Origin of the sequence: Paenisporosarcina sp. TG-14 (genome assembly GCF_000297555.1) — a bacterium.
GTDB classification, from domain to species: domain Bacteria; phylum Bacillota; class Bacilli; order Bacillales_A; family Planococcaceae; genus Paenisporosarcina; species Paenisporosarcina antarctica.
In genome coordinates this window covers 119,740-137,688 of sequence record NZ_AMGD01000005.1, presented here as the reverse complement: position 1 = coordinate 137,688, position 17,949 = coordinate 119,740, and the positions used below count along the sequence as shown (strand labels likewise).

Here is a 17,949-nt window from a genome sequence, read left to right as displayed (position 1 = left end):
TACATAGTGTCTACATTTCATGGATTAGAGGTAGGAAAGCGCGGACTAATGGTGGGTCAAGCAAGTATTGCAACGACAGGTCATAATATAGCCAATGCGAATACCCAAGGCTACTCACGTCAACAAGTGAATGCAACCACTTCACCATCTCTAACTGTTTGGACAAATGGTGTTAATCCAGGCCAACTAGGAACAGGAGTTACACTAGAGTCGATTACTCGTGTGAGGGACAGCTTCTTAGATCAACGATACAGAGAGCAAGCAGGAAATGTTGGAGAATGGTCAGTGAAACAACAATCATTAGACCATCTTGAATTAATTATCAATGAACCGAGCGATACAGGGCTCAACTCGGCAATGAACCAAATATGGGGTGCATGGCAAGACGTAGCTAATGATCCAGCTAATCTTTCCGCACAGGCAGTGCTTAAAGAACGGGCGCAAGCATTTGTAGATACCGCTAAGTTAATGGATAACTCTATGACCAGTTTAAAAAAGGATCTAGGAAATGAGTTAACAGCAAAAACCGAGGAAGCAAACAGTTATTTGACGCAGATTGCAGATTTAAATAAAAGCATCCTGCGCAGCGGCCCAAATGCCAACGACTTGCTGGATCAGCGTGATGTTCTAGTAGAAAAACTTTCATCACTGGTCACCGTGAATGTAGAGCCACAAACTAACGGTGTGTACAATATTAGCTTGAGTTCTGACGGAACTTCTCTTGTATCAGGCGAAAAAAGTACAAAGCTAGATGAGCAGAGCACAATTACTGGAGGCGAATTGGCCGGTATCGTCAAATCCTTAGCTATCGTAGATAAATATCAAGATTCACTCAACGAAACGGTTAAAAACTTTGCTATAGCTAACGGAATGTCCCCTGAAGGTGAAGCGGGTGAAAATTTATTTATCGGAGAAGAAAATAACTTTTCGATTGCTGCACTTACGGTCAATACAGGAGTTAACCAATTTACGCCTCCTCCAAATATGGATGCAGATTCTCAAATTGTTAAAAAGTCCTTCCAAGCTATTGTCAGCCAGCTTGGGGCGGAAAGCCAATCGGCAATTCGTAATGTGACTAATCATGAAGCAGCGTTGCAGGCAACTGAAAATCGCCGTCAATCGGTGACGGGTGTTTCTCTTGATGAAGAAATGGCTAATTTAATCAAATATCAACATTCATATAATGCGGCAGCACGATTGATATCAACTGCAGATCAAATGCTTGATACGATTATTAACCGTATGGCTGCGCGTTAATAATCGGTAAATGGAGGTGAATCATGATGAGGATTTCGCAACAAATGTTACATCAAAATTCAGTGCGCCAAATGAATCAAAACTTGAGTCGGTTGGAAAAAATCAGTAACCAAGTATCAACAGGCAAACTACTTCATCGACCTTCAGATGACCCGATTGCTGTAAGTAAGTCTATGAATGTGAAAACTGCGATAGCTGCGAATGAACAATATGAACGAAATACGAATGAAGCCACCTTATGGATGGATGAAACAGGGCAAACTATCAATGATATGGTTAATGTCATGCAGCGAGCACGTGAATTAGCGGTTCAAGGCAGTACCGGTACACTATCTGATCATGATCGAACGGTTATAGCAGCGGAAGTAGTAGAATTAAGTGAACAAATTCGCCAATTTGCCAATACAAAAGTAAATGGAAATTATTTGTTTAATGGACAAAAAACGCAGGAATCTCCATTTCCTAATGATGACTCGTATGTAACTAACCCACCTAATATGGATGCCAAAAATTTTACAGTTGGAGATGGCATAATAGTTAAAGTAAATGTTACAGCCAACGAGCTGTTTGGGAATGCAGATGAAGCTAATAATCTGTTCCAAACATTGGGCGATCTTGCTGTTGGAATTCGTGAAGGTAACTCCATTCCTTTAGAACAAATCGATAAAGTGATGGAACGAATGTTAACGACATCAGCTGAAGCGGGTGCTCGTAAAAATCGAGTAGAAGCGGTAGAAAATCGTCTCCAAGACAGCAATATCCAACTTCAATCGATGTTATCGAAACTTGAAGATATCGATTTTGCGGAAGCTGTAATGAAATTAAAAGTTGAAGAAAGTGTCTATCAAGCAAGTCTTGCTGCTTCAGCAAAAGTGATTCAGCCAAGCTTAATGGACTTTCTAAGATAGAGGCAAAAGCGGAAATTTTATACTTACTTATAACATTGAAAAATGAGCAAATGCATATGCATTTGCTCATTTTTTTAACATAAGAAAATATATAAAATTGATGTGTATAGAACCCAGTGGTCATGGTGTTTTTAGTATATGTAAACCAACATGCTAAATCAGAAATGCTTTGATGTAACGCTAGTTAATTCGATTTTTGTGAGTCTTGATTTCTTTATTAGTAATGGATTGAAAATGAAAATAGTCCACCAAATATGAGTGTGAGACTATCATTTTAAAAGATAGGACGTTTGTTTAAATTTAATCGTTAAACAGGTGAATGATTGTAGTGAAAGGCGGCGAGAAAACATGTGCTCCTGCGGTTACTCGTCGCAAAGATATTGGACGAATGACAGTTCGTCCAATATCTTTCCAGCGGAAATAGCATGAGCTGAAGACCCCGCAGGAGCACAATGGAACGAAGGCTAAGTACGCCACCTCGTGTGGCAACGCCTTCGTGACCAACATCCTGTTGGCCTGAGTAGGCTCACGGACCCGCCCGCGGAAAGCGTCCGCGTGTTTCTGCATCGCTACGCTAGCTTCGAAACATGAAAGTGCGTTGTAACGGAAATCACTATTTAATTAGAAGGCAGTCTTATTTTCTAAAACCTCTGTACTTTCTTAAAGGAAAGGGAGTACTTTGCTCTTTTATTCACTACTTTTTCAGGTTATGAAGTATCACATTTGACATCCAAAGCGTACCGAAAAATAGCAAATCAAGTTTCTTATCCCCGTATGGTATTTACTAATCCCATCATGTCATCAGCGAAGGAAATTGCTCTACCTTGGGATTGAAATAAGCGTTGGGTAGAAATTAACTCTGCCATTTCTTCTGTTAGATTAACATTAGACATTTCCAAAGCACCTTGATTAATTCTAATTGAGCCATCATTTTGCTCGGCTAAGTTCACAATTTGCATGGAACCAGCTGCTACTTGCTCGGCTTCCGTCCCTGGTAGTTGATATCGATTAGCACCAATTTTCTCAAGTAGATTTGGGCGATTAATATCTGCAATGCTTAACTGATATTCAGTCGGTTGTTTTGCGGGATTCTTGTAGGAAACGACAAGCGTACCATTTTCATTTACCTTGATAGTGTCATAGTCTCCATCAAAAGCAATCGGACGATTATTAATCCCGAGAACAGAATCTCCGGAAGACGTTACCAAGTTTACTTGGTCTGAATTTGGGATAGGTTGAACTTGAAATGAGCCATCTTTTGTATAGTATGTATTACCTTGTGAAGCCACACGGAAATATCCTGCATCCCCTTGAATCATAAAATCCAAATTGCGATCTGTTTGCTGGATAGATCCTTGTTCTGTACGAATGGTTGTTTGAACAATATTTGCACCTGATCCTATTCGCAGACCGTTTGGCGTCAATCGTCCGATTTCATTCTGAGCTCCCGCTTGTCTTTCGATAGATTGGACAAGTGTATCAGAAAAGTTTGCTTCCTGACGTTTATATCCAGTTGTATTTACATTGGATATATTATTTGCAATAACATCAATTTTTTGCTGTAGCGCACGCATTGATGTTGTTGCAGAATTCATTTGGATACTCATCTATAAGCCCCCCCTTACTAAACCCGACCGATTTCATTAACTGTTTTCTCCATATTGCGATCATAAGCTTGTATGACTTTCTGATTAGCTTCAAAACCTCGATATGTATTCATCATTTTCGTCATCGTTTGGGTTAAATCTACATTAGATTGTTCAATAAAACCTTGTTTAACGAAAGTGCTAGTATTATTTAGTAGCTGTACATCTTCAAAAAACTGTGGAATATCTTCCTGATTCCCACCCCAACGCATGAGTCCCTGACCTTCTTTTATTAATTGTTCAGGTTCTTCAGTATACCCAAGCCATAATCGATTAGTAGAAGTTCCGTCTTGCAACACAATTTGGCCGTTATCTTGAACCTCAAATTCTGTTGAGTTCACCAAAATGGGTTGTTGGTTTTGATTTAGTACCCTGTAACCTTCACCTGTAGTTAGGTATCCATCTTGGTCAACTGTGAATTGTCCATTTTGTGTATAACGAATTTCATTAGTATCGAGTCTAACTGCAAATACTAATGCTCCCTTTTTCTGTGTGTCTGGATTAATTGGGAGTAACTCACTCATAAGAGAGACGTCAGTTTTATTGCCGGTTTCTTTTAATGCCCCTTGAATGAAAGATGGAATTCCTTCTTGGGTATAAACACCAGTATTTAATGTCCCAATAGTTGTTTGTCCAGGAGGTATCTTGGAACCACTGTTCGTTGAATTCCCTGCCTCCACAGCTTTTATTAATTGAGCAGGAAATGCACGCATAATAGTTTGATCTTGTTTAAATCCGGGTGTATTTGCGTTTGCTAAGTTATTTGTCAAAACTTGCTGATTTCTATTATGTGACATCATTCCGGATGTGGCAGTGTATAAACCTCGAAACATAATGGATTCCTTCCTCTCAAAACACATGAAGATAATTATAAAGTAGCATACCATTTTATGTTAAGTAAATATAGATAATGTAAGATGAAAAATTAATAGTAAAAAATAAATTAAGATGGTAAATATAGCAAAATTTTTATTTAATAAAAAATTACATGGATTCAGATAATTATGTTACAGTGTTACTATATTTTGGTATTATTTTGTCGAAATGAGACGAAATCCCGGGATTGTAACTTAATAAAATATATTTCATACCGATAATAGCAAACTTATTCGAAAGATAAGGACGCAAAACTACGGGCCTAAATTAAACATGATAAGGTAGCCGAGTTACCGAAAAATGGAAGATGTAATGAACATCCACCTTTTTTTGGTGGATTTTTATATGGAAACAGTAGAAATAAGGAGGTTTAAGGGTGAACATATTTCCTCAATCTATTCATTCGTTAGAGCAAGCACTATCAACATCTACATTAAAACAACGAGTTCTTTCTTCTAATATCGCTAATGTTGAGACACCGAATTACAAGAGTAAGCAAGTTGACTTTAAAGCAGTATTGGAGAATGCAACTAACAACCAGTCCATGGCCAGTTATAAAACAAACGCTACTCATATTTCTTTCGGCAGCGAAACTACACAATTAAATCCAAGTATAAAAGTAAATAATACAACTACGAATAAACCAAATGGTAATAACGTGGATATGGACTTTGAAATGGCCGAGTTAGCAAAAAATCAATTATGGTATAACGCAGTAACGGAAAGAATAAACGGGAAATTCAACAGTTTACGAACAGTAATAAGTGATGGGAGGTAGCAGATATGAGCTTATTTAATGGTTTTAATATTAGTGCTTCCGGCTTAACTGCAAATCGTCTTCGCATGGATGTAGTTTCTTCAAATATTGCCAATTCAGATACGACCCGAGCTCAGCTTGTCAATGGCGAGTGGATTCCATATCGCCGTAAATCTGTTGAATTATCACAAGCTGGTGTTTCCCCATTTGAACGGCAACTTCAGTCGGTATTGAATAAAGAATCCGCTAAAGTTTCGGGAGTGGCAGTTACAAGTATTAGAGAAGATCAAACACCATTTACACCTTCATATGACCCTACAAATCCCGATGCGGATGCCAATGGGTATGTTCAACTACCGAATGTTGATCCTTTAAAGGAAATGGTTGATCTCATGTCTGCAACACGTTCATATGAAGCAAATGTCACAGCATTGAACGCTTCGAAAAGTATGTTTATGAAAGCTTTAGAGATTGGTAAATGATCTATTAATAATAGATTACTAGGAGGTAAATTATGAATAATATAAGTCAAATTCAAACCCCATTTATTCAAAATCAGTCGATCCCAAATGTTAAACCTGCAAGCCAGGTGGAAGGATTTGGTCAAATCTTTAAACAGGCACTTGAAGAAGTAAGTGCTGCCCAGAATACATCGGATAAACTGACCGATAAATTAGTAACAAGTGAAGTACAAGATATACATGAAGTGATGATTGCTGCGCAAAAAGCTAGTCTTTCCCTGCAGATGACCTTACAAGTTCGCAATAAAGTTGTCGAAGCCTATCAAGAAGTGATGAGAATGCAAGTATGATTTTTGTCGGTAGGTTGAAGAAATAATGAAAGAAATGTTACTAGTTAATAAAAATAAATTAAAAGATGTATGGGGAAGTTTTTCTGGTAGAACCAGAGGGTCAATCATTACTTCGTTTTTTGCAACCCTAATTATCCTGTTTGTCATCGTTTTTTTAAGTTCTCAAACAAATTTTAATCCCTTGTATTCTAACTTAGCTCCAGCTGAGGCGGGTGAAATAAAAACGGCAATTGAAGAACAAGGAATTGCGGTTCAAGTTTCAACAGATGGAAAAACAATCAGTGTTCCAAACGAAGAACTTGCCAATTTAAAGGTTAGCTTAGCAGCGGAAGGTATTCCGAAAAATGGGAATGTAGATTACGGAGTATTTAGTGAAAATATGGGTTTAGGAATGACAGATCGTCATTTTGATGTGGTAGAGCGTGATGCAATGCAAAATGAACTTGCCTATTTAATTAAGCAAATTGATGGAGTAGCGGAAGCAAATGTAATGATTACACTGCCAAAAGAAAATATTTGGATTACTGATGAAGAACAAGTGGCATCTGCTTCTGTAGTAATAAAAGGTGATCCATCCTTTCAACTGGATCAAAAACAAATTAATGGGCTTTATCATTTAATTAGTAAAAGTGTACCTAATTTGCCTTCTGAAGAAATTGTCATAATGGATCAAAATGGTCAAGTTTTTGAAATCCAAGATGAAACACAACTTGATACCACTTTGTCTGTATATCAACAACAGCGAGAAATAAAAAAGGATATTGAAAAAGATATCCAAAGTGAATTACAGCAAATGCTAGGTTTAACACTTGGTCGCGATAAGGTAGTTGTGTCAGTCATGGCAAGTATTGATTTCACAAAAGAAAAGCGTGAAGAAAACCTGGTAGAACCAGTGAATGAAGAAACTAATGAAGGTATTGATATCAGTGTTGAACGAATTGTAGAGTCCTATTCAAGTGAAGGAACTGCTTTTGAAGACACAACTGGTACTGGTGAGACTGATATTGCAAATTACCCAGGCGTTGGTGGAATTGGGAATAGTGAATCTGAAAGAACAGAAGATCGGATTAATCGAGAAGTAAATCGAATTAACCGTCAAATTGAACTAAGTCCTTATGTTATTGATGACATTACGATTAATGTTGGAGTCGAGCCTCCTGATCCTGAAGATTTAGCAAGCTTAACACAAGAGAATATAGCTGATATTAGAAGGCTGTTAAAAAATGCGGTAAGTACTTCTTTAAGTATGAATGAGACGAAAGCAACGGATGAAGAGCTGGATAACCGGATATCCGTATTCGCAACGGCCTTTCAAGGTAAAGTGGACGTGGGCGTTGTAGAACCGGAAGAATTTTTGTTATTAAATACAATTTCAAACAAACATCTCATGTTTATTGGTGCAGGAATTGCCTTACTATTAGTCATTCTTATCGTAGTTCTTATGTTCCGTCGAAGAAAACGTGAAAACATGGAAGACGATTATAGTTTTGACATGTTTGAACAACCTTCTACTCAAGTCAATGAAGGTACTGTAACTAAAGTAACTCAAGATGGTAAAGAAGTTAAGGTTGATGAAGATGTTGATTTATCAGAATTTAATTCAAATGAAAATCCTAAGCGTAAAAAGATTGAAAAACTTGCTAAAGGACGACCTGATGATTTTGCTAAATTAGTACGCTCATGGATGGCAGAAGATTAGGAGGACAGCAAATGGTTGTATCTACAAAAGAGTTAAGTGGTGTTCAAAAAGTAGCAGTATTATTAGTTGGATTAGGACCTGAAGTGTCTGTTGAAGTATTTAAACAACTAACGGAACCAGAAATAGATCAGTTAACGATGGAAATTTCTAATGTTAGACATATAAAAGCCAGCCAGACAGAATTGGTAATTGATGAGTTTTATGAGATGGTTCTCGCCCAGGATTATTTGAATGAGGGGGGCATGGATTATGCCAGAAGTATCCTCGAAAAAGCTCTAGGGAAAGATAGGGCAATGATTACCTTGGGACGATTGACTAGCCAATTACAAGTTAAACCGTTCAACTTTGCAAGAAAAACTGATCCAAATCAACTATTAAATATTTTACAACATGAGCATTCACAGACCATTGCACTTGTGCTGTCATATTTAGAATCAAAGCAATCATCGCAAATCTTATCCCAGCTAGCTCCTGAAAAACAAGCAGAAGTAGCGCGGAGGATTGCCTTAATGGAAAGTACTTCACCAGAGGTTATTAGCCAGGTTGAGCAAATTCTTGAGCGCAAGCTTTCAGCAACAGGTTCTCAAGACTACTCATCAACTGGAGGATTAGAAGCAATTGTCCGGGTGTTGAGCATGGTAGATCGTGGAACTGAAAAAGCAATCCTGTCGATGCTTGAAAATGACACCCCAGAACTTGTTGAAGAAATCAAGAAACGGATGTTTGTATTTGAAGATATCGTGCATTTGGATACACGTTCAATTCAGCGAATTATTCGAGAAGTGACGGATGCAGATTTAATCTACGCATTGAAAGTTGCGAGTGAAGAAGTGGCAAACTGTATTTATGGCAACATGTCAACAAGAAGAGCTGATGTTATCCGTGAAGAAATCAGATTAATGGGTCCTATGAAATTAAAAGATGTAGAAAATGCACAAACAAGCATTGTTACATTGATTCGAAGTTTAGAGGAGAAAGGTGAAATTATTGTATCCCGTGGTGAAGGGGATGAAATGATTGTCTAATATTATTCGATTCAATTCGTTTCCATCAGTTGAAACAAAAATTATTCGAACAAGAAAAATAGAAAATATAAGATTGGACTTAAATGAACAGGAAATAAATACAGGGCACAATAAACAACATTTGTTACAGGAAATTGATGCATTAGAAAAACAGTATAGACAACTACAAAGTCATATAAAAACAGATCAAGAAAATGCCCAAACAGACATCGATCGTTGGTGGCGAGAGAAGCAAGAAGAAGCAAATACAGAAGCTCAAAGACTGGCACAAGAAGCATCTACACAAGGTTTCCAGGCAGGATTTGATCAAGGTATTCTGCAAGCTGAAGAAGAATTTCGACAAAAACGACAGGAAATGAATGAATTAATACAAACAGCCTATGAAGAAAAAATAAAAATTGTGCAACAATCGGAACCATTCTTATTATCACTTAGCGTAAAAATTGCTGAGAAAGTAATTAAAAAGGAATTAAACCAGCATACCGATCAATTAGTAAATATCGTAAAGCAGGCATTAAAACATATCGAAGAGTCTGAAGATGTCGTTATGCAAGTCTCACCAGAAGATTATCCTATTGTAATTCCCTTCGTAGAAGAACTTAAAACATATGTTAAAGCTGATTCACAGTTTAAATTAATTCCTGTTGCTAATCTTGCAAAAGGTGGCTGTATGATCAACACGGCAAGTGGCTCTTATGATGTCACAGTTGATGGCCAACTAAAGGAGATTAAAAAGCAATTACTCGCTTATTGTGAGGAGAAGACGAACGATGAATCCAAATAAAGCTGACTATCTTTCTTTGTTAGAAGAGATGGAGCCGATAAAAAAGCATGGTAAAGTGATTCAAGTTATTGGCTTGACCATTGAATCAAGGGGACCCAATGCGAAAATCGGAGAACTTTGTCTTTTGTATCCTAATCAATTTGATAAGCCAATTGAAGCTGAAGTTGTCGGCTTTAAAGAAAATACACTTATGCTAATGCCTTTAAAAGATTTATCACAAATTGGACCTGGATGCCTAGTTGTAGCAACTGGATTTCCTCTTCAAATTAAAGTTGGACCATCGATTTTAGGGAAAATCCTTGATGGAACAGGAAAACCGTTAGATGAAAGCATACTACCAAAGGGTTTAACAAAGTATTCAACCAATAACATCCCTCCAAATCCATTGCAAAGACCTAGAATAGTAAAGCCATTAGAAGTTGGTGTACGAGCAATTGATGGGTTATTGACAGTTGGTCAAGGGCAACGAATTGGTGTTTTTGCAGGAAGTGGCGTTGGAAAAAGTACATTAATGGGTATGATAGCCCGCAACACAGAAGCCGATATAAACGTGATTGCTCTAATTGGTGAGCGAGGTAGAGAAGTCCGAGATTTTATTGAACGAGATTTAGGCCCTGAAGGAATGAAAAAGTCTGTCGTAGTTGCGGCAACTTCCGACCAAACTCCATTGCAGCGTATTAAAGGGGCAATGACAGCAACGGCGATTGCTGAATATTTCCGCGATCAAGGAAAAAATGTGATGTTAATGATGGACTCTGTTACACGGTTTGCCATGGCGCAGCGGGAAGTCGGACTTGCAGTTGGTGAGCCTCCAACAAGTAAAGGATATACGCCTAGCGTTTTTGCGATGCTTCCCAAATTATTGGAGCGTTCAGGGACGTCAAGTAAAGGATCAATTACTGCTTTCTATACGGTACTAGTTGATGGTGATGATATGAACGAACCAATTGCTGACGCTGTACGAGGAATTCTCGACGGACATATTGTATTAGATCGTAAAATTGCCCAAAAAGGACAATTTCCTGCTATAAATATCATGTCAAGTGTTAGTCGCGTCATGAATGATATTGTGTCGGTAGAGCACCAAAAAGCAGCCGTAGAATTTAAACGTTTGTTAGCTGCTTACTATTCATCCGAGGACTTGATTAATATTGGTGCATATAAAAGTGGTGCAAATAAGGAAATCGATGATGCCATTCGTTCTTACCCACTCATAAAAGAATATTTACAGCAAGATATTTATGAAAAGGCCAAACTCGAAGAGAGTATAGTCAGGCTAGCAACGCAATTTGGAGGAGCTTAAACGTGACACAATTCAACTTCCGGTTTCAAAAAATATTAGATTTAAAAGAAAACGAAAAAGACTTTGCACAAATTCAAATGGGCGATGCTATTAAAAAGCAAGAAGTAGGCCACCGAAAAAACGTGGAAATCTATCATAAAATCAACGATTTGGAACGTGTGAAAAAAGAAAAACAACAGAACGGTATTAACATCTCAGAGTTGAGAATGTTAGAAAACTATATTCATCAACTTCAAGAACAATCGGTATTCTCAAATCGTGAGCTAGTACATTTACAAACCAATGTGTCGAAAACACAAAATCACTTGCAACTAAAAGCTCAAGAAGAAAAAACGTGGGGAAATCTAAAGCAACAAGAACTTACACTGTTTGAAGAACAAAGCAAAGTGGCAGAACAGAATTTTTTCGACGAGTTAGCAAGTACGAGATTTTACCGCACATCTAAAGCCAGTTCAGCCGAAAGAGGGTGAGTCCAATAGACGCGTTGCAGTTGTCTTTTCAATCACCAGTCGTTTCAACAACTAAGCCTTTTAACAAAAAAACAGCGATGTCAACAGAAAAAGAAACAGTAAATTTTGCTGAATTGTTTGGAACCGTAACGGCGGAAGGTGAAATTGAAAGCGAAAAAATAGCTAGTGAAAATCAGCAGGGAGAACTGCTGAAAAAACTACTTGAAAAACTAGATGAAGTGGTAAAAGCTTTGGAAGAATTACCATCAGAATCATTATCACAAGATGAACAAGACATGATGTATTCGAGTGTTCAGATGCTATCTCTTCAAACGACACAATTGAAAGAAAAGCTTCAAGAGCCTAGTTCACTTCAAGAAAAGGTAATGCTGCTTAGTCCTACTCAAGAAAAACTGATGAAAAATCTACTACAAAGTAGTGAACTTCAAGAAAAATTGATGACTATAATTCGTCTAGTCAATCAAAATATGCAACAGGTAACAGTTGCTAATACTAAACAATTCGAAAGCGGTCCAGAAATTGTGGGGGTGGAAGGAAGAACTGATCTTTCCAGCCTAATAAAGTTTGAACAAGCATTCAAACAGTTAGTTACTTTTATTCAACATTTTCAAACCGAGCAGCAAGCGACTGGTAAACAAATTTCTTTTAAACAAATGGAACAACAATTGACTAATCTTACTCAACATATTGAAAACCATACCCAGGTAACAGAATCAAAACGAAATGCTATACAGAATATAGAGAACTCCCTATTACAACCAATCAATACCACTATTAAACCGAGAGAAAGTGATGGACTGATAGTGGAACCAATTCTTTCTGAGGAGAGTAGTCAAGTCGCTCTTACAGGACCCCAACTGAATGGGGCAAAAGAAAGCCAAGCTTCCGGTCGTGCAGAACCGAGTGTGCCAACGCCCTCGGTACGCATGTCTAATATTATCGAAGAGTTAGGTGAAGTGCTCCGAGGCTCCTTGCGATTAAGTGGCAACCCAGAAGGTACCCGAATAAGGGTAAACCTCTTTCCGGAGCATCTAGGACATTTAGAAATTCTGTTGACAGCTTCAAATGGGAAAATTGCTGCCCAAATTATGACTAGCAACCTAGTAGCGAAGGAAGCAATAGAACTTCAAGTTAACCAGTTGAGAAGTTCGATGCTACAGCAAGGTATAGTAATTGAAAAGATTGAAATAACGCAGCAAAGTTCTCAACAATCAATGGGACATCAACACGCACAACCAGACCAACGATTTTCACAGCATCAACAAAAACAAGGCACTGCCTCTCGCGATAAAAAAGGCTATCAACGACTGGAAGAGGAAGTAGAAACCCAAAGAAATCAGTTAGTAGAGGGATCGATGAAGGTAGATTATACAGTCTAGTAAAGAAAGGAGCACTTCCATGAATGTAAGTAGTTCTAACTCGGTTAATACTCAGCAGATGGCTGCAAATAAACAACCAGAGCAACAAAATGCACTGGGTCAAGATGCTTTTATGAAAATTCTTGTGACTCAAATGAAACATCAAAATCCTTTAGAACCGATTAAAGATACAGAATTCATTGGTCAAATGGCTCAGTTTAGTAGTTTGGAACAGTTATCAAACTTAAATCAAACGATGACTCAGTTTATTCAACTTCAAGGAAAGCAGCCATTAACTGAACATGCTCATTTAATTGGTAATACCGTACATTGGGAACAAGAAATAAACGGACAACTGCAATCTGGACAAGGAATTGTTAAAGCATTAGCGTTTAGTAATGGTGAGTTACTAGCGGAAATTGGTGAGGATAACATAAAAGTGCCAATTGACTCGATCCATCGTATTGAAAAGACCGTATAACCAAAAAATGAACAGGAGATTGTCTAATCCTTCCTATGGGATAAAAGACGATACTTGAAAGGGGAAAATCAAATGCTTCGCTCAATGTATTCAGGTGTATCGGGAATGAAAGGTTTTCAAACTAAATTAGATGTCATTGGAAATAATATTTCAAATGTAAATACGATTGGCTATAAAAAAAGCACAATTAATTTCCAAGATTTATTAAGTCAAAATTTATCAAACAGTGGTGTTAATCCAATGCAGGTTGGTTTAGGATCAACTACCTCGTCTATAAATGTAATTCATACTCCAGGTGCTTCCATGACCACGGGTGTTGGTACAGATCTAGCAATCATGGGTGATGGATTTTTCGTTGTTCAAGCGCCAGGTGCCAATGGTGGCCAATTCTTAACACGAGCTGGTAATTTTGTCCTTAATGCAGATGGAGAACTAGTTACGTCACAAGGCTATAATGTTCTTGATAGTAACAGCAACCCAATCAAAATGGATCCAAGTGTTTATGATTCCTTTACCATTAATCGATCAGGCGAAGTCATAGGTAAACAACCTAATGGAACTGAAACGTCTGTAGCTACTATCGGAATTTCTTCACCTGAAAATCCATCGGGACTACGTAAATCCGGCGGATCTTTATACGAAATGACTGGTGCTGCAAGTCCAACCGGAATAGATATGGGTACTGCAGCGACAAAGAATACCCAAATAGGTTCTGGTCAACTAGAAATGTCGAATGTGGATCTTACAGAGGAATTCACAGAAATGATTATTGCACAACGTGGTTTCCAAGCGAATTCTCGTACCATTACAACTTCTGATGAAATGTTACAAGAAGTAATAAACTTGAAACGATAACATAGGAGGTGTGAGCTGAGAGAGAGCATCGTCTCTCTCCCGGCATTGATAATATGATTCTATTAACTAGATTAAATCAATCACCGATTACATTAAATGCTATTTATATAGAAAGAATCGAATCAACTCCAGATACAGTCGTAACGTTAGTATCGGGCAAGAAGTTACATGTATTAGAAACGGTAGAGGACGTTACAAATAAAGTAACAGCTTATTACCAGAAAATAAATCTTTTAGGTAGTTCGCAGATGGCAAACTGTGTGGAATGATGGGGGGCAACTATGGAAGATTTCTTATCAGATGAAAATATAGATACCATTCTATCATCCTTAAAAAAGGAAGAACCTAAACAGAATAAAAGTAGCAAGGACAAGGAAAGAAAAGTTCAAACATACGATTTCAAAAAGGCACTGCGATTTTCACAAGATCAAATTCGTACATTAACTAGAATACATGAAAACTTTGCGCGATTACTGACATCATACTTTTCGACACAACTTCGAACATTTGTACATATCTCTGTTACGGGTGTCGAGCAACTCTCATATGAAGAGTTTATTAGTAATGTGCAAAAGAAATCCCTTCTAGGTGTATTTAAAGCTCCTCCTCTTCAAGGAAGTATGGTTATGGAGTTTTCTCCTGATGTTGCTTATGTCATGTTCGACAGACTTCTTGGTGGTCAAGGTAATATCACGCATAAAGATAGCGATTTAACTGAAATTGAAATAAGTGTGATTCAGAGAGTTTTTATCAATTCATTAAATAGTTTTCAAGAGGCATGGTCGTCTGTAGTGAAATTATCTCCAGAACTAACGGAAATAGAAGTAAACCCGCAGTTTTTAACCATGTCTCCACTAAATGAAACCGTGATATTGGTTTCATTACATGCAAAAATCGGAGATATAGACGGAGCAATTAACATCTGTTTGCCACACGTTGTATTAGAGCAAGTCTTGCCGAAGTTATCAGCTCGTCATTGGTTAGCTAGTCAGAAAAAAACCATAGATAATCACGAATTGGAAGCATTAGAAAGAAAATTGCAAAGCACTAGACTAAATGTCAAAGCCATATTAGGAAGATCAAAGATCGAAGTTGGTGATTTTTTAAATCTTAAAATTGGTGATGTAATCCGCTTGAACGAGTCGTACCAAGACCCCGTTATTATATTGGTTGATGAAAAACAGAAATTTTTCGCACAACCTGGGGTTTCGAAAGGTAAATTAGCAGTACAAATTACCGATGTTCACGGAGAAGGAGATGAATTTGGTGACAATTAATAAGCTATCTCCAGATGAAATTAATGGTTTATTAGGTCTAATGGAAAAAAAGAATGATACGATGTCTGAAAATTCACTATCGACTGTTGAAAAAGAAGCAATAACAGAGTTATTAAATGTTTCACTAGGTAGTTCATCTGCCATACTTTCTTTACTATTTTCTGAGCAAGTAAATGTTATGACATCAGAGGTATCAATAAAACAAAAAGACGATTTATTTACTACTATTTTATCACCTTTTTTTGTTGTACTAGGAGAGTATACAGGGGGAATCAATGGCATTCAGATCCTCGCCATAAACAAGGCTGACGTACAAACCATTACAAAAATAATAGATGTAAATAATGAAGTAGATGGTACGAAGAAGCAATTTAAGGTTTTACAAGATGTGGTTCAGCAAATGTTTTCTTCTGTTTCACAGTCAATGGCTACGGTGTTAGATCAAGAGGTTTCTCACTCCTTGTCAGGCATAGATGTGATTGAAACGCAACAGGATTTCCCTATGGCTAAGTTTACAGAAGAACAATGGTTTGTAGAAATTGAATTCCAACTTACAATTGGAAGCCAAAATACAGTGAACTTCCATTTATGTATTCCTGTGCGTTTGGCTAAACAAATAGTGGGAATTTTAACTGATTCAATGGACGAGGAATTTCCAGAGGAGACATATGACATGCCATTTCAATCTTTCAATCAATCAAATACCGCAAATAAAACTAAAGATTCAGGTTCGAAGCCTAACGTCCAATCTGTCCAATTTTCAAGCTTTGATGAAACGATTTCTACTAACTCACAACCCAATAATTTGAATATGCTCCTCGACATTCCACTTCAAGTAACGGTTGAATTGGGTCGTACGAAAAGACTAGTGAAAGAGATTCTAGAAGTTTCTCAAGGTTCCATTATTGAACTTGATAAATTAGCAGGTGAACCAGTAGATATATTAATTAACAATAAGTTGATTGCCGTAGGGGAAGTTGTCGTAATTGATGAAAATTTTGGCGTACGGGTAACAGATATATTAAGTACAGCAGATCGTATTTCAAAGCTACGATAATGCCCTAAGTAAGGAGTACATCAAGGTTGATTCAAAAAAAATCTTTGTATGTTATAGCAATCATATTAATGTTTTCTTTTATAGTCGTTTCGATACCATCTTCAGTTGCTGCAAAAGAGCCGACCGTAGAGGATTCTTATGAAAAAGAAAAATCCACTGCTCAGACCGAGGTTGAAGAAAAAGAAGAAAGTACTACATTGAATCCTACAGAAGACGCGAGTCTTGTGGGTATCATAGTAAAGCTTATTTTATACACACTGTTAATCATTGTATTAATTTATGGATTAATTAAATTTCTAGCGTTAAAACAAAAGAATCTGCAACCAAATCAAGCAGTTAAACTAATGGGTGGTACCCCTCTAGGCAATAATAAATCACTTCAACTTGTAAAGGTTGGGGAACATGTTTTATTAGTGGGAGTTGGAGATCAAGTCACGTTAATCAAGGAGTTTTCTAGTACTGATGAAATTGGTAGTATTGAAAAGAATCTTGATAAACAACCACTTATTTTAACAAACTCTATAACTAAGTTTATTAAAGGAAAATTAGATAATCGGTCGAAAACAAAACAGAGTCGTGATTTCGAGTATTTATTAAGTCAAAGCCTAGATAAACAAAAGGTAAAACAAAATCAACTTAAACATGATTTATCTAAAGAAGATGATGAAAAAGAAGGTAATCCAAGATGGTAACAAACATCCTACTATCACTAAGTATTCCGGGTATCGATTTTGGTACAGATGCACCTGGAGATGTTTCAGTTACTCTTCAACTTGTATTCTTACTAACGATTTTATCACTTGCTCCTGGAATATTAATTATGTTGACAAGCTTTACTCGAATCATTATTGTATTATCTTTTGTTCGGACGGGACTCGGGACACAATCGATGCCACCCAATCAAGTGCTTGTCGGTCTTGCATTATTTCTAACATTTTTCATTATGTCGCCAATATTTGAAGAAATCAATGAAACGTCTTTACAGCCCTATTTAGCCGGAGACGTAACGCAAGAAGCGGCCCTTGAAACAGCGGTAATACCGTTAAAGGAATTCATGGCAAAGCATACACGAGAAAAAGATTTGGCGTTGTTCTATAAATACGCGGGCTTATCAAAGCCTGAGAGCATAAAAGATATTCCATTGACATCACTCATTCCAGCTTTTGCTATTAGTGAGTTGAAAACGGCTTTTCAAATCGGTTTTGTTATATTTATCCCTTTTTTAATCATTGATATGGTTGTCGCCAGTACTCTTATGGCAATGGGAATGATGATGCTTCCACCCGTAATGATTTCATTGCCATTTAAAATCTTATTATTTGTGCTTGTAGACGGTTGGCATTTAATTATAGAATCGCTACTTGTTAGCTTTTAATGAAGGGAAC

The 17,949-nt window shown here is 37.3% G+C and carries 20 protein-coding genes and 1 riboswitch; of the genes, 18 read left to right on the top strand and 2 right to left on the bottom strand.

Going from position 1 to position 17,949, the window contains the following annotated elements:
* Window positions 1–6 precede the first annotated feature (6 nt).
* Both flgK and flgL read left to right on the top strand, forming a co-directional pair.
* Window positions 7–1,257 carry a flagellar hook-associated protein FlgK gene (gene flgK / locus C406_RS0102385; RefSeq protein ID WP_017378992.1) on the top strand — a complete coding sequence of 417 codons (1,251 nt, stop codon included), beginning with the start codon at window positions 7–9 and terminating at the stop codon, window positions 1,255–1,257.
* A 23-nt stretch (window positions 1,258–1,280) separates the two neighbouring features.
* Window positions 1,281–2,165, top strand: coding sequence for a flagellar hook-associated protein FlgL (gene flgL / locus C406_RS0102380; protein ID WP_017378991.1), 885 nt, complete (start codon window positions 1,281–1,283; stop codon window positions 2,163–2,165).
* 764 nt (window positions 2,166–2,929) lie between these two features.
* On the opposite strand, the gene C406_RS0102370 is transcribed toward flgL, so the two are convergent.
* Both C406_RS0102370 and C406_RS0102365 read right to left on the bottom strand, forming a co-directional pair.
* Entirely contained in the window at window positions 2,930–3,772 is an 843-nt protein-coding gene (locus tag C406_RS0102370; protein ID WP_017378989.1) for a flagellar hook-basal body protein, read from the bottom strand.
* A 17-nt stretch (window positions 3,773–3,789) separates the two neighbouring features.
* Entirely contained in the window at window positions 3,790–4,644 is an 855-nt protein-coding gene (locus tag C406_RS0102365; RefSeq protein ID WP_017378988.1) for a flagellar hook-basal body protein, read from the bottom strand.
* 255 nt (window positions 4,645–4,899) lie between these two features.
* A riboswitch (cyclic di-GMP riboswitch) is annotated at window positions 4,900–4,985 on the top strand.
* Between the two features lie 78 nt (window positions 4,986–5,063).
* Between C406_RS0102365 and flgB the strand changes: the two genes are divergently transcribed.
* The 16 genes from flgB (at window position 5,064) to fliP (ending at window position 17,939) form a co-directional block, all read left to right on the top strand.
* Window positions 5,064–5,465 (top strand): flagellar basal body rod protein FlgB, encoded by a 402-nt coding sequence (gene flgB, locus C406_RS0102360; protein WP_017378987.1) that lies wholly within the window; start codon window positions 5,064–5,066, stop codon window positions 5,463–5,465.
* Between the two features lie 5 nt (window positions 5,466–5,470).
* A complete protein-coding gene (gene flgC, locus C406_RS0102355) occupies window positions 5,471–5,926 on the top strand; it encodes a flagellar basal body rod protein FlgC (RefSeq protein ID WP_017378986.1) in 456 nt (151 codons plus the stop codon).
* A 32-nt stretch (window positions 5,927–5,958) separates the two neighbouring features.
* Window positions 5,959–6,255, top strand: a complete 297-nt coding sequence (gene fliE, locus C406_RS0102350; RefSeq protein WP_017378985.1) for a flagellar hook-basal body complex protein FliE — start codon at window positions 5,959–5,961, stop codon at window positions 6,253–6,255.
* Between the two features lie 25 nt (window positions 6,256–6,280).
* A complete protein-coding gene (gene fliF, locus C406_RS0102345) occupies window positions 6,281–7,954 on the top strand; it encodes a flagellar basal-body MS-ring/collar protein FliF (protein WP_017378984.1) in 1,674 nt (557 codons plus the stop codon).
* An 11-nt stretch (window positions 7,955–7,965) separates the two neighbouring features.
* The gene (gene fliG / locus C406_RS0102340; RefSeq protein ID WP_017378983.1) at window positions 7,966–8,979 is read left to right on the top strand and encodes a flagellar motor switch protein FliG; all 1,014 of its coding nucleotides are present in this window, start codon (window positions 7,966–7,968) and stop codon (window positions 8,977–8,979) included.
* Entirely contained in the window at window positions 8,972–9,763 is a 792-nt protein-coding gene (locus C406_RS0102335; RefSeq protein WP_017378982.1) for a FliH/SctL family protein, read from the top strand. The genes fliG and C406_RS0102335 overlap by 8 nt, the downstream gene beginning before the upstream one ends.
* On the top strand, window positions 9,750–11,066 hold the full coding sequence (gene fliI, locus C406_RS0102330; protein WP_017378981.1) for a flagellar protein export ATPase FliI: 1,317 nt from the start codon (window positions 9,750–9,752) through the stop codon (window positions 11,064–11,066). Before C406_RS0102335 ends, fliI begins: the two co-directional genes overlap by 14 nt.
* A 2-nt stretch (window positions 11,067–11,068) precedes the next feature.
* Window positions 11,069–11,536: a flagellar export protein FliJ gene (gene fliJ / locus C406_RS0102325; protein ID WP_017378980.1), complete on the top strand. Its 468-nt coding sequence runs from the start codon at window positions 11,069–11,071 to the stop codon at window positions 11,534–11,536.
* 77 nt (window positions 11,537–11,613) lie between these two features.
* Entirely contained in the window at window positions 11,614–12,915 is a 1,302-nt protein-coding gene (locus C406_RS0102320; RefSeq protein ID WP_192812569.1) for a flagellar hook-length control protein FliK, read from the top strand.
* A 19-nt stretch (window positions 12,916–12,934) separates the two neighbouring features.
* Complete coding sequence (locus C406_RS0102315; protein WP_017378978.1) at window positions 12,935–13,375, top strand: flagellar hook capping FlgD N-terminal domain-containing protein; 441 nt, start codon at window positions 12,935–12,937, stop codon at window positions 13,373–13,375.
* A 72-nt stretch (window positions 13,376–13,447) separates the two neighbouring features.
* Window positions 13,448–14,230, top strand: a complete 783-nt coding sequence (gene flgF, locus C406_RS0102310) for a flagellar basal-body rod protein FlgF (RefSeq protein WP_017378977.1) — start codon at window positions 13,448–13,450, stop codon at window positions 14,228–14,230.
* A 53-nt stretch (window positions 14,231–14,283) separates the two neighbouring features.
* On the top strand, window positions 14,284–14,499 hold the full coding sequence (locus C406_RS20065) for a flagellar FlbD family protein (protein ID WP_081503715.1): 216 nt from the start codon (window positions 14,284–14,286) through the stop codon (window positions 14,497–14,499).
* Between the two features lie 12 nt (window positions 14,500–14,511).
* Window positions 14,512–15,507 (top strand): flagellar motor switch protein FliM, encoded by a 996-nt coding sequence (gene fliM / locus C406_RS0102305; RefSeq protein WP_017378976.1) that lies wholly within the window; start codon window positions 14,512–14,514, stop codon window positions 15,505–15,507.
* Entirely contained in the window at window positions 15,497–16,564 is a 1,068-nt protein-coding gene (fliY, locus tag C406_RS0102300; RefSeq protein ID WP_017378975.1) for a flagellar motor switch phosphatase FliY, read from the top strand. The genes fliM and fliY overlap by 11 nt, the downstream gene beginning before the upstream one ends.
* 26 nt (window positions 16,565–16,590) lie before the next feature.
* Entirely contained in the window at window positions 16,591–17,256 is a 666-nt protein-coding gene (locus C406_RS0102295; RefSeq protein WP_017378974.1) for a flagellar biosynthetic protein FliO, read from the top strand.
* The gene (gene fliP, locus C406_RS0102290) at window positions 17,250–17,939 is read left to right on the top strand and encodes a flagellar type III secretion system pore protein FliP (protein ID WP_017378973.1); all 690 of its coding nucleotides are present in this window, start codon (window positions 17,250–17,252) and stop codon (window positions 17,937–17,939) included. The genes C406_RS0102295 and fliP overlap by 7 nt, the downstream gene beginning before the upstream one ends.
* Window positions 17,940–17,949 lie beyond the last annotated feature (10 nt).

Bases quoted from the DNA above. Each gene is read 5' to 3' on its own strand.
- flgL (WP_017378991.1), top strand. From the start codon at position 1,281: ATGATGAGGATTTCGCAACAAATGTTACATCAAAATTCAGTGCGCCAA.
- C406_RS0102370 (WP_017378989.1), bottom strand. From the start codon at position 3,772: ATGAGTATCCAAATGAATTCTGCAACAACATCAATGCGTGCGCTACAG.
- C406_RS0102365 (WP_017378988.1), bottom strand. From the start codon at position 4,644: ATGTTTCGAGGTTTATACACTGCCACATCCGGAATGATGTCACATAAT.
- flgC (WP_017378986.1), top strand. From the start codon at position 5,471: ATGAGCTTATTTAATGGTTTTAATATTAGTGCTTCCGGCTTAACTGCA.
- fliE (WP_017378985.1), top strand. From the start codon at position 5,959: ATGAATAATATAAGTCAAATTCAAACCCCATTTATTCAAAATCAGTCG.
- fliF (WP_017378984.1), top strand. From the start codon at position 6,281: ATGAAAGAAATGTTACTAGTTAATAAAAATAAATTAAAAGATGTATGG.
- fliG (WP_017378983.1), top strand. From the start codon at position 7,966: ATGGTTGTATCTACAAAAGAGTTAAGTGGTGTTCAAAAAGTAGCAGTA.
- fliI (WP_017378981.1), top strand. From the start codon at position 9,750: ATGAATCCAAATAAAGCTGACTATCTTTCTTTGTTAGAAGAGATGGAG.
- C406_RS0102320 (WP_192812569.1), top strand. From the start codon at position 11,614: ATGTCAACAGAAAAAGAAACAGTAAATTTTGCTGAATTGTTTGGAACC.
- C406_RS0102315 (WP_017378978.1), top strand. From the start codon at position 12,935: ATGAATGTAAGTAGTTCTAACTCGGTTAATACTCAGCAGATGGCTGCA.
- flgF (WP_017378977.1), top strand. From the start codon at position 13,448: ATGCTTCGCTCAATGTATTCAGGTGTATCGGGAATGAAAGGTTTTCAA.
- C406_RS20065 (WP_081503715.1), top strand. From the start codon at position 14,284: ATGATTCTATTAACTAGATTAAATCAATCACCGATTACATTAAATGCT.
- fliM (WP_017378976.1), top strand. From the start codon at position 14,512: ATGGAAGATTTCTTATCAGATGAAAATATAGATACCATTCTATCATCC.
- fliP (WP_017378973.1), top strand. From the start codon at position 17,250: ATGGTAACAAACATCCTACTATCACTAAGTATTCCGGGTATCGATTTT.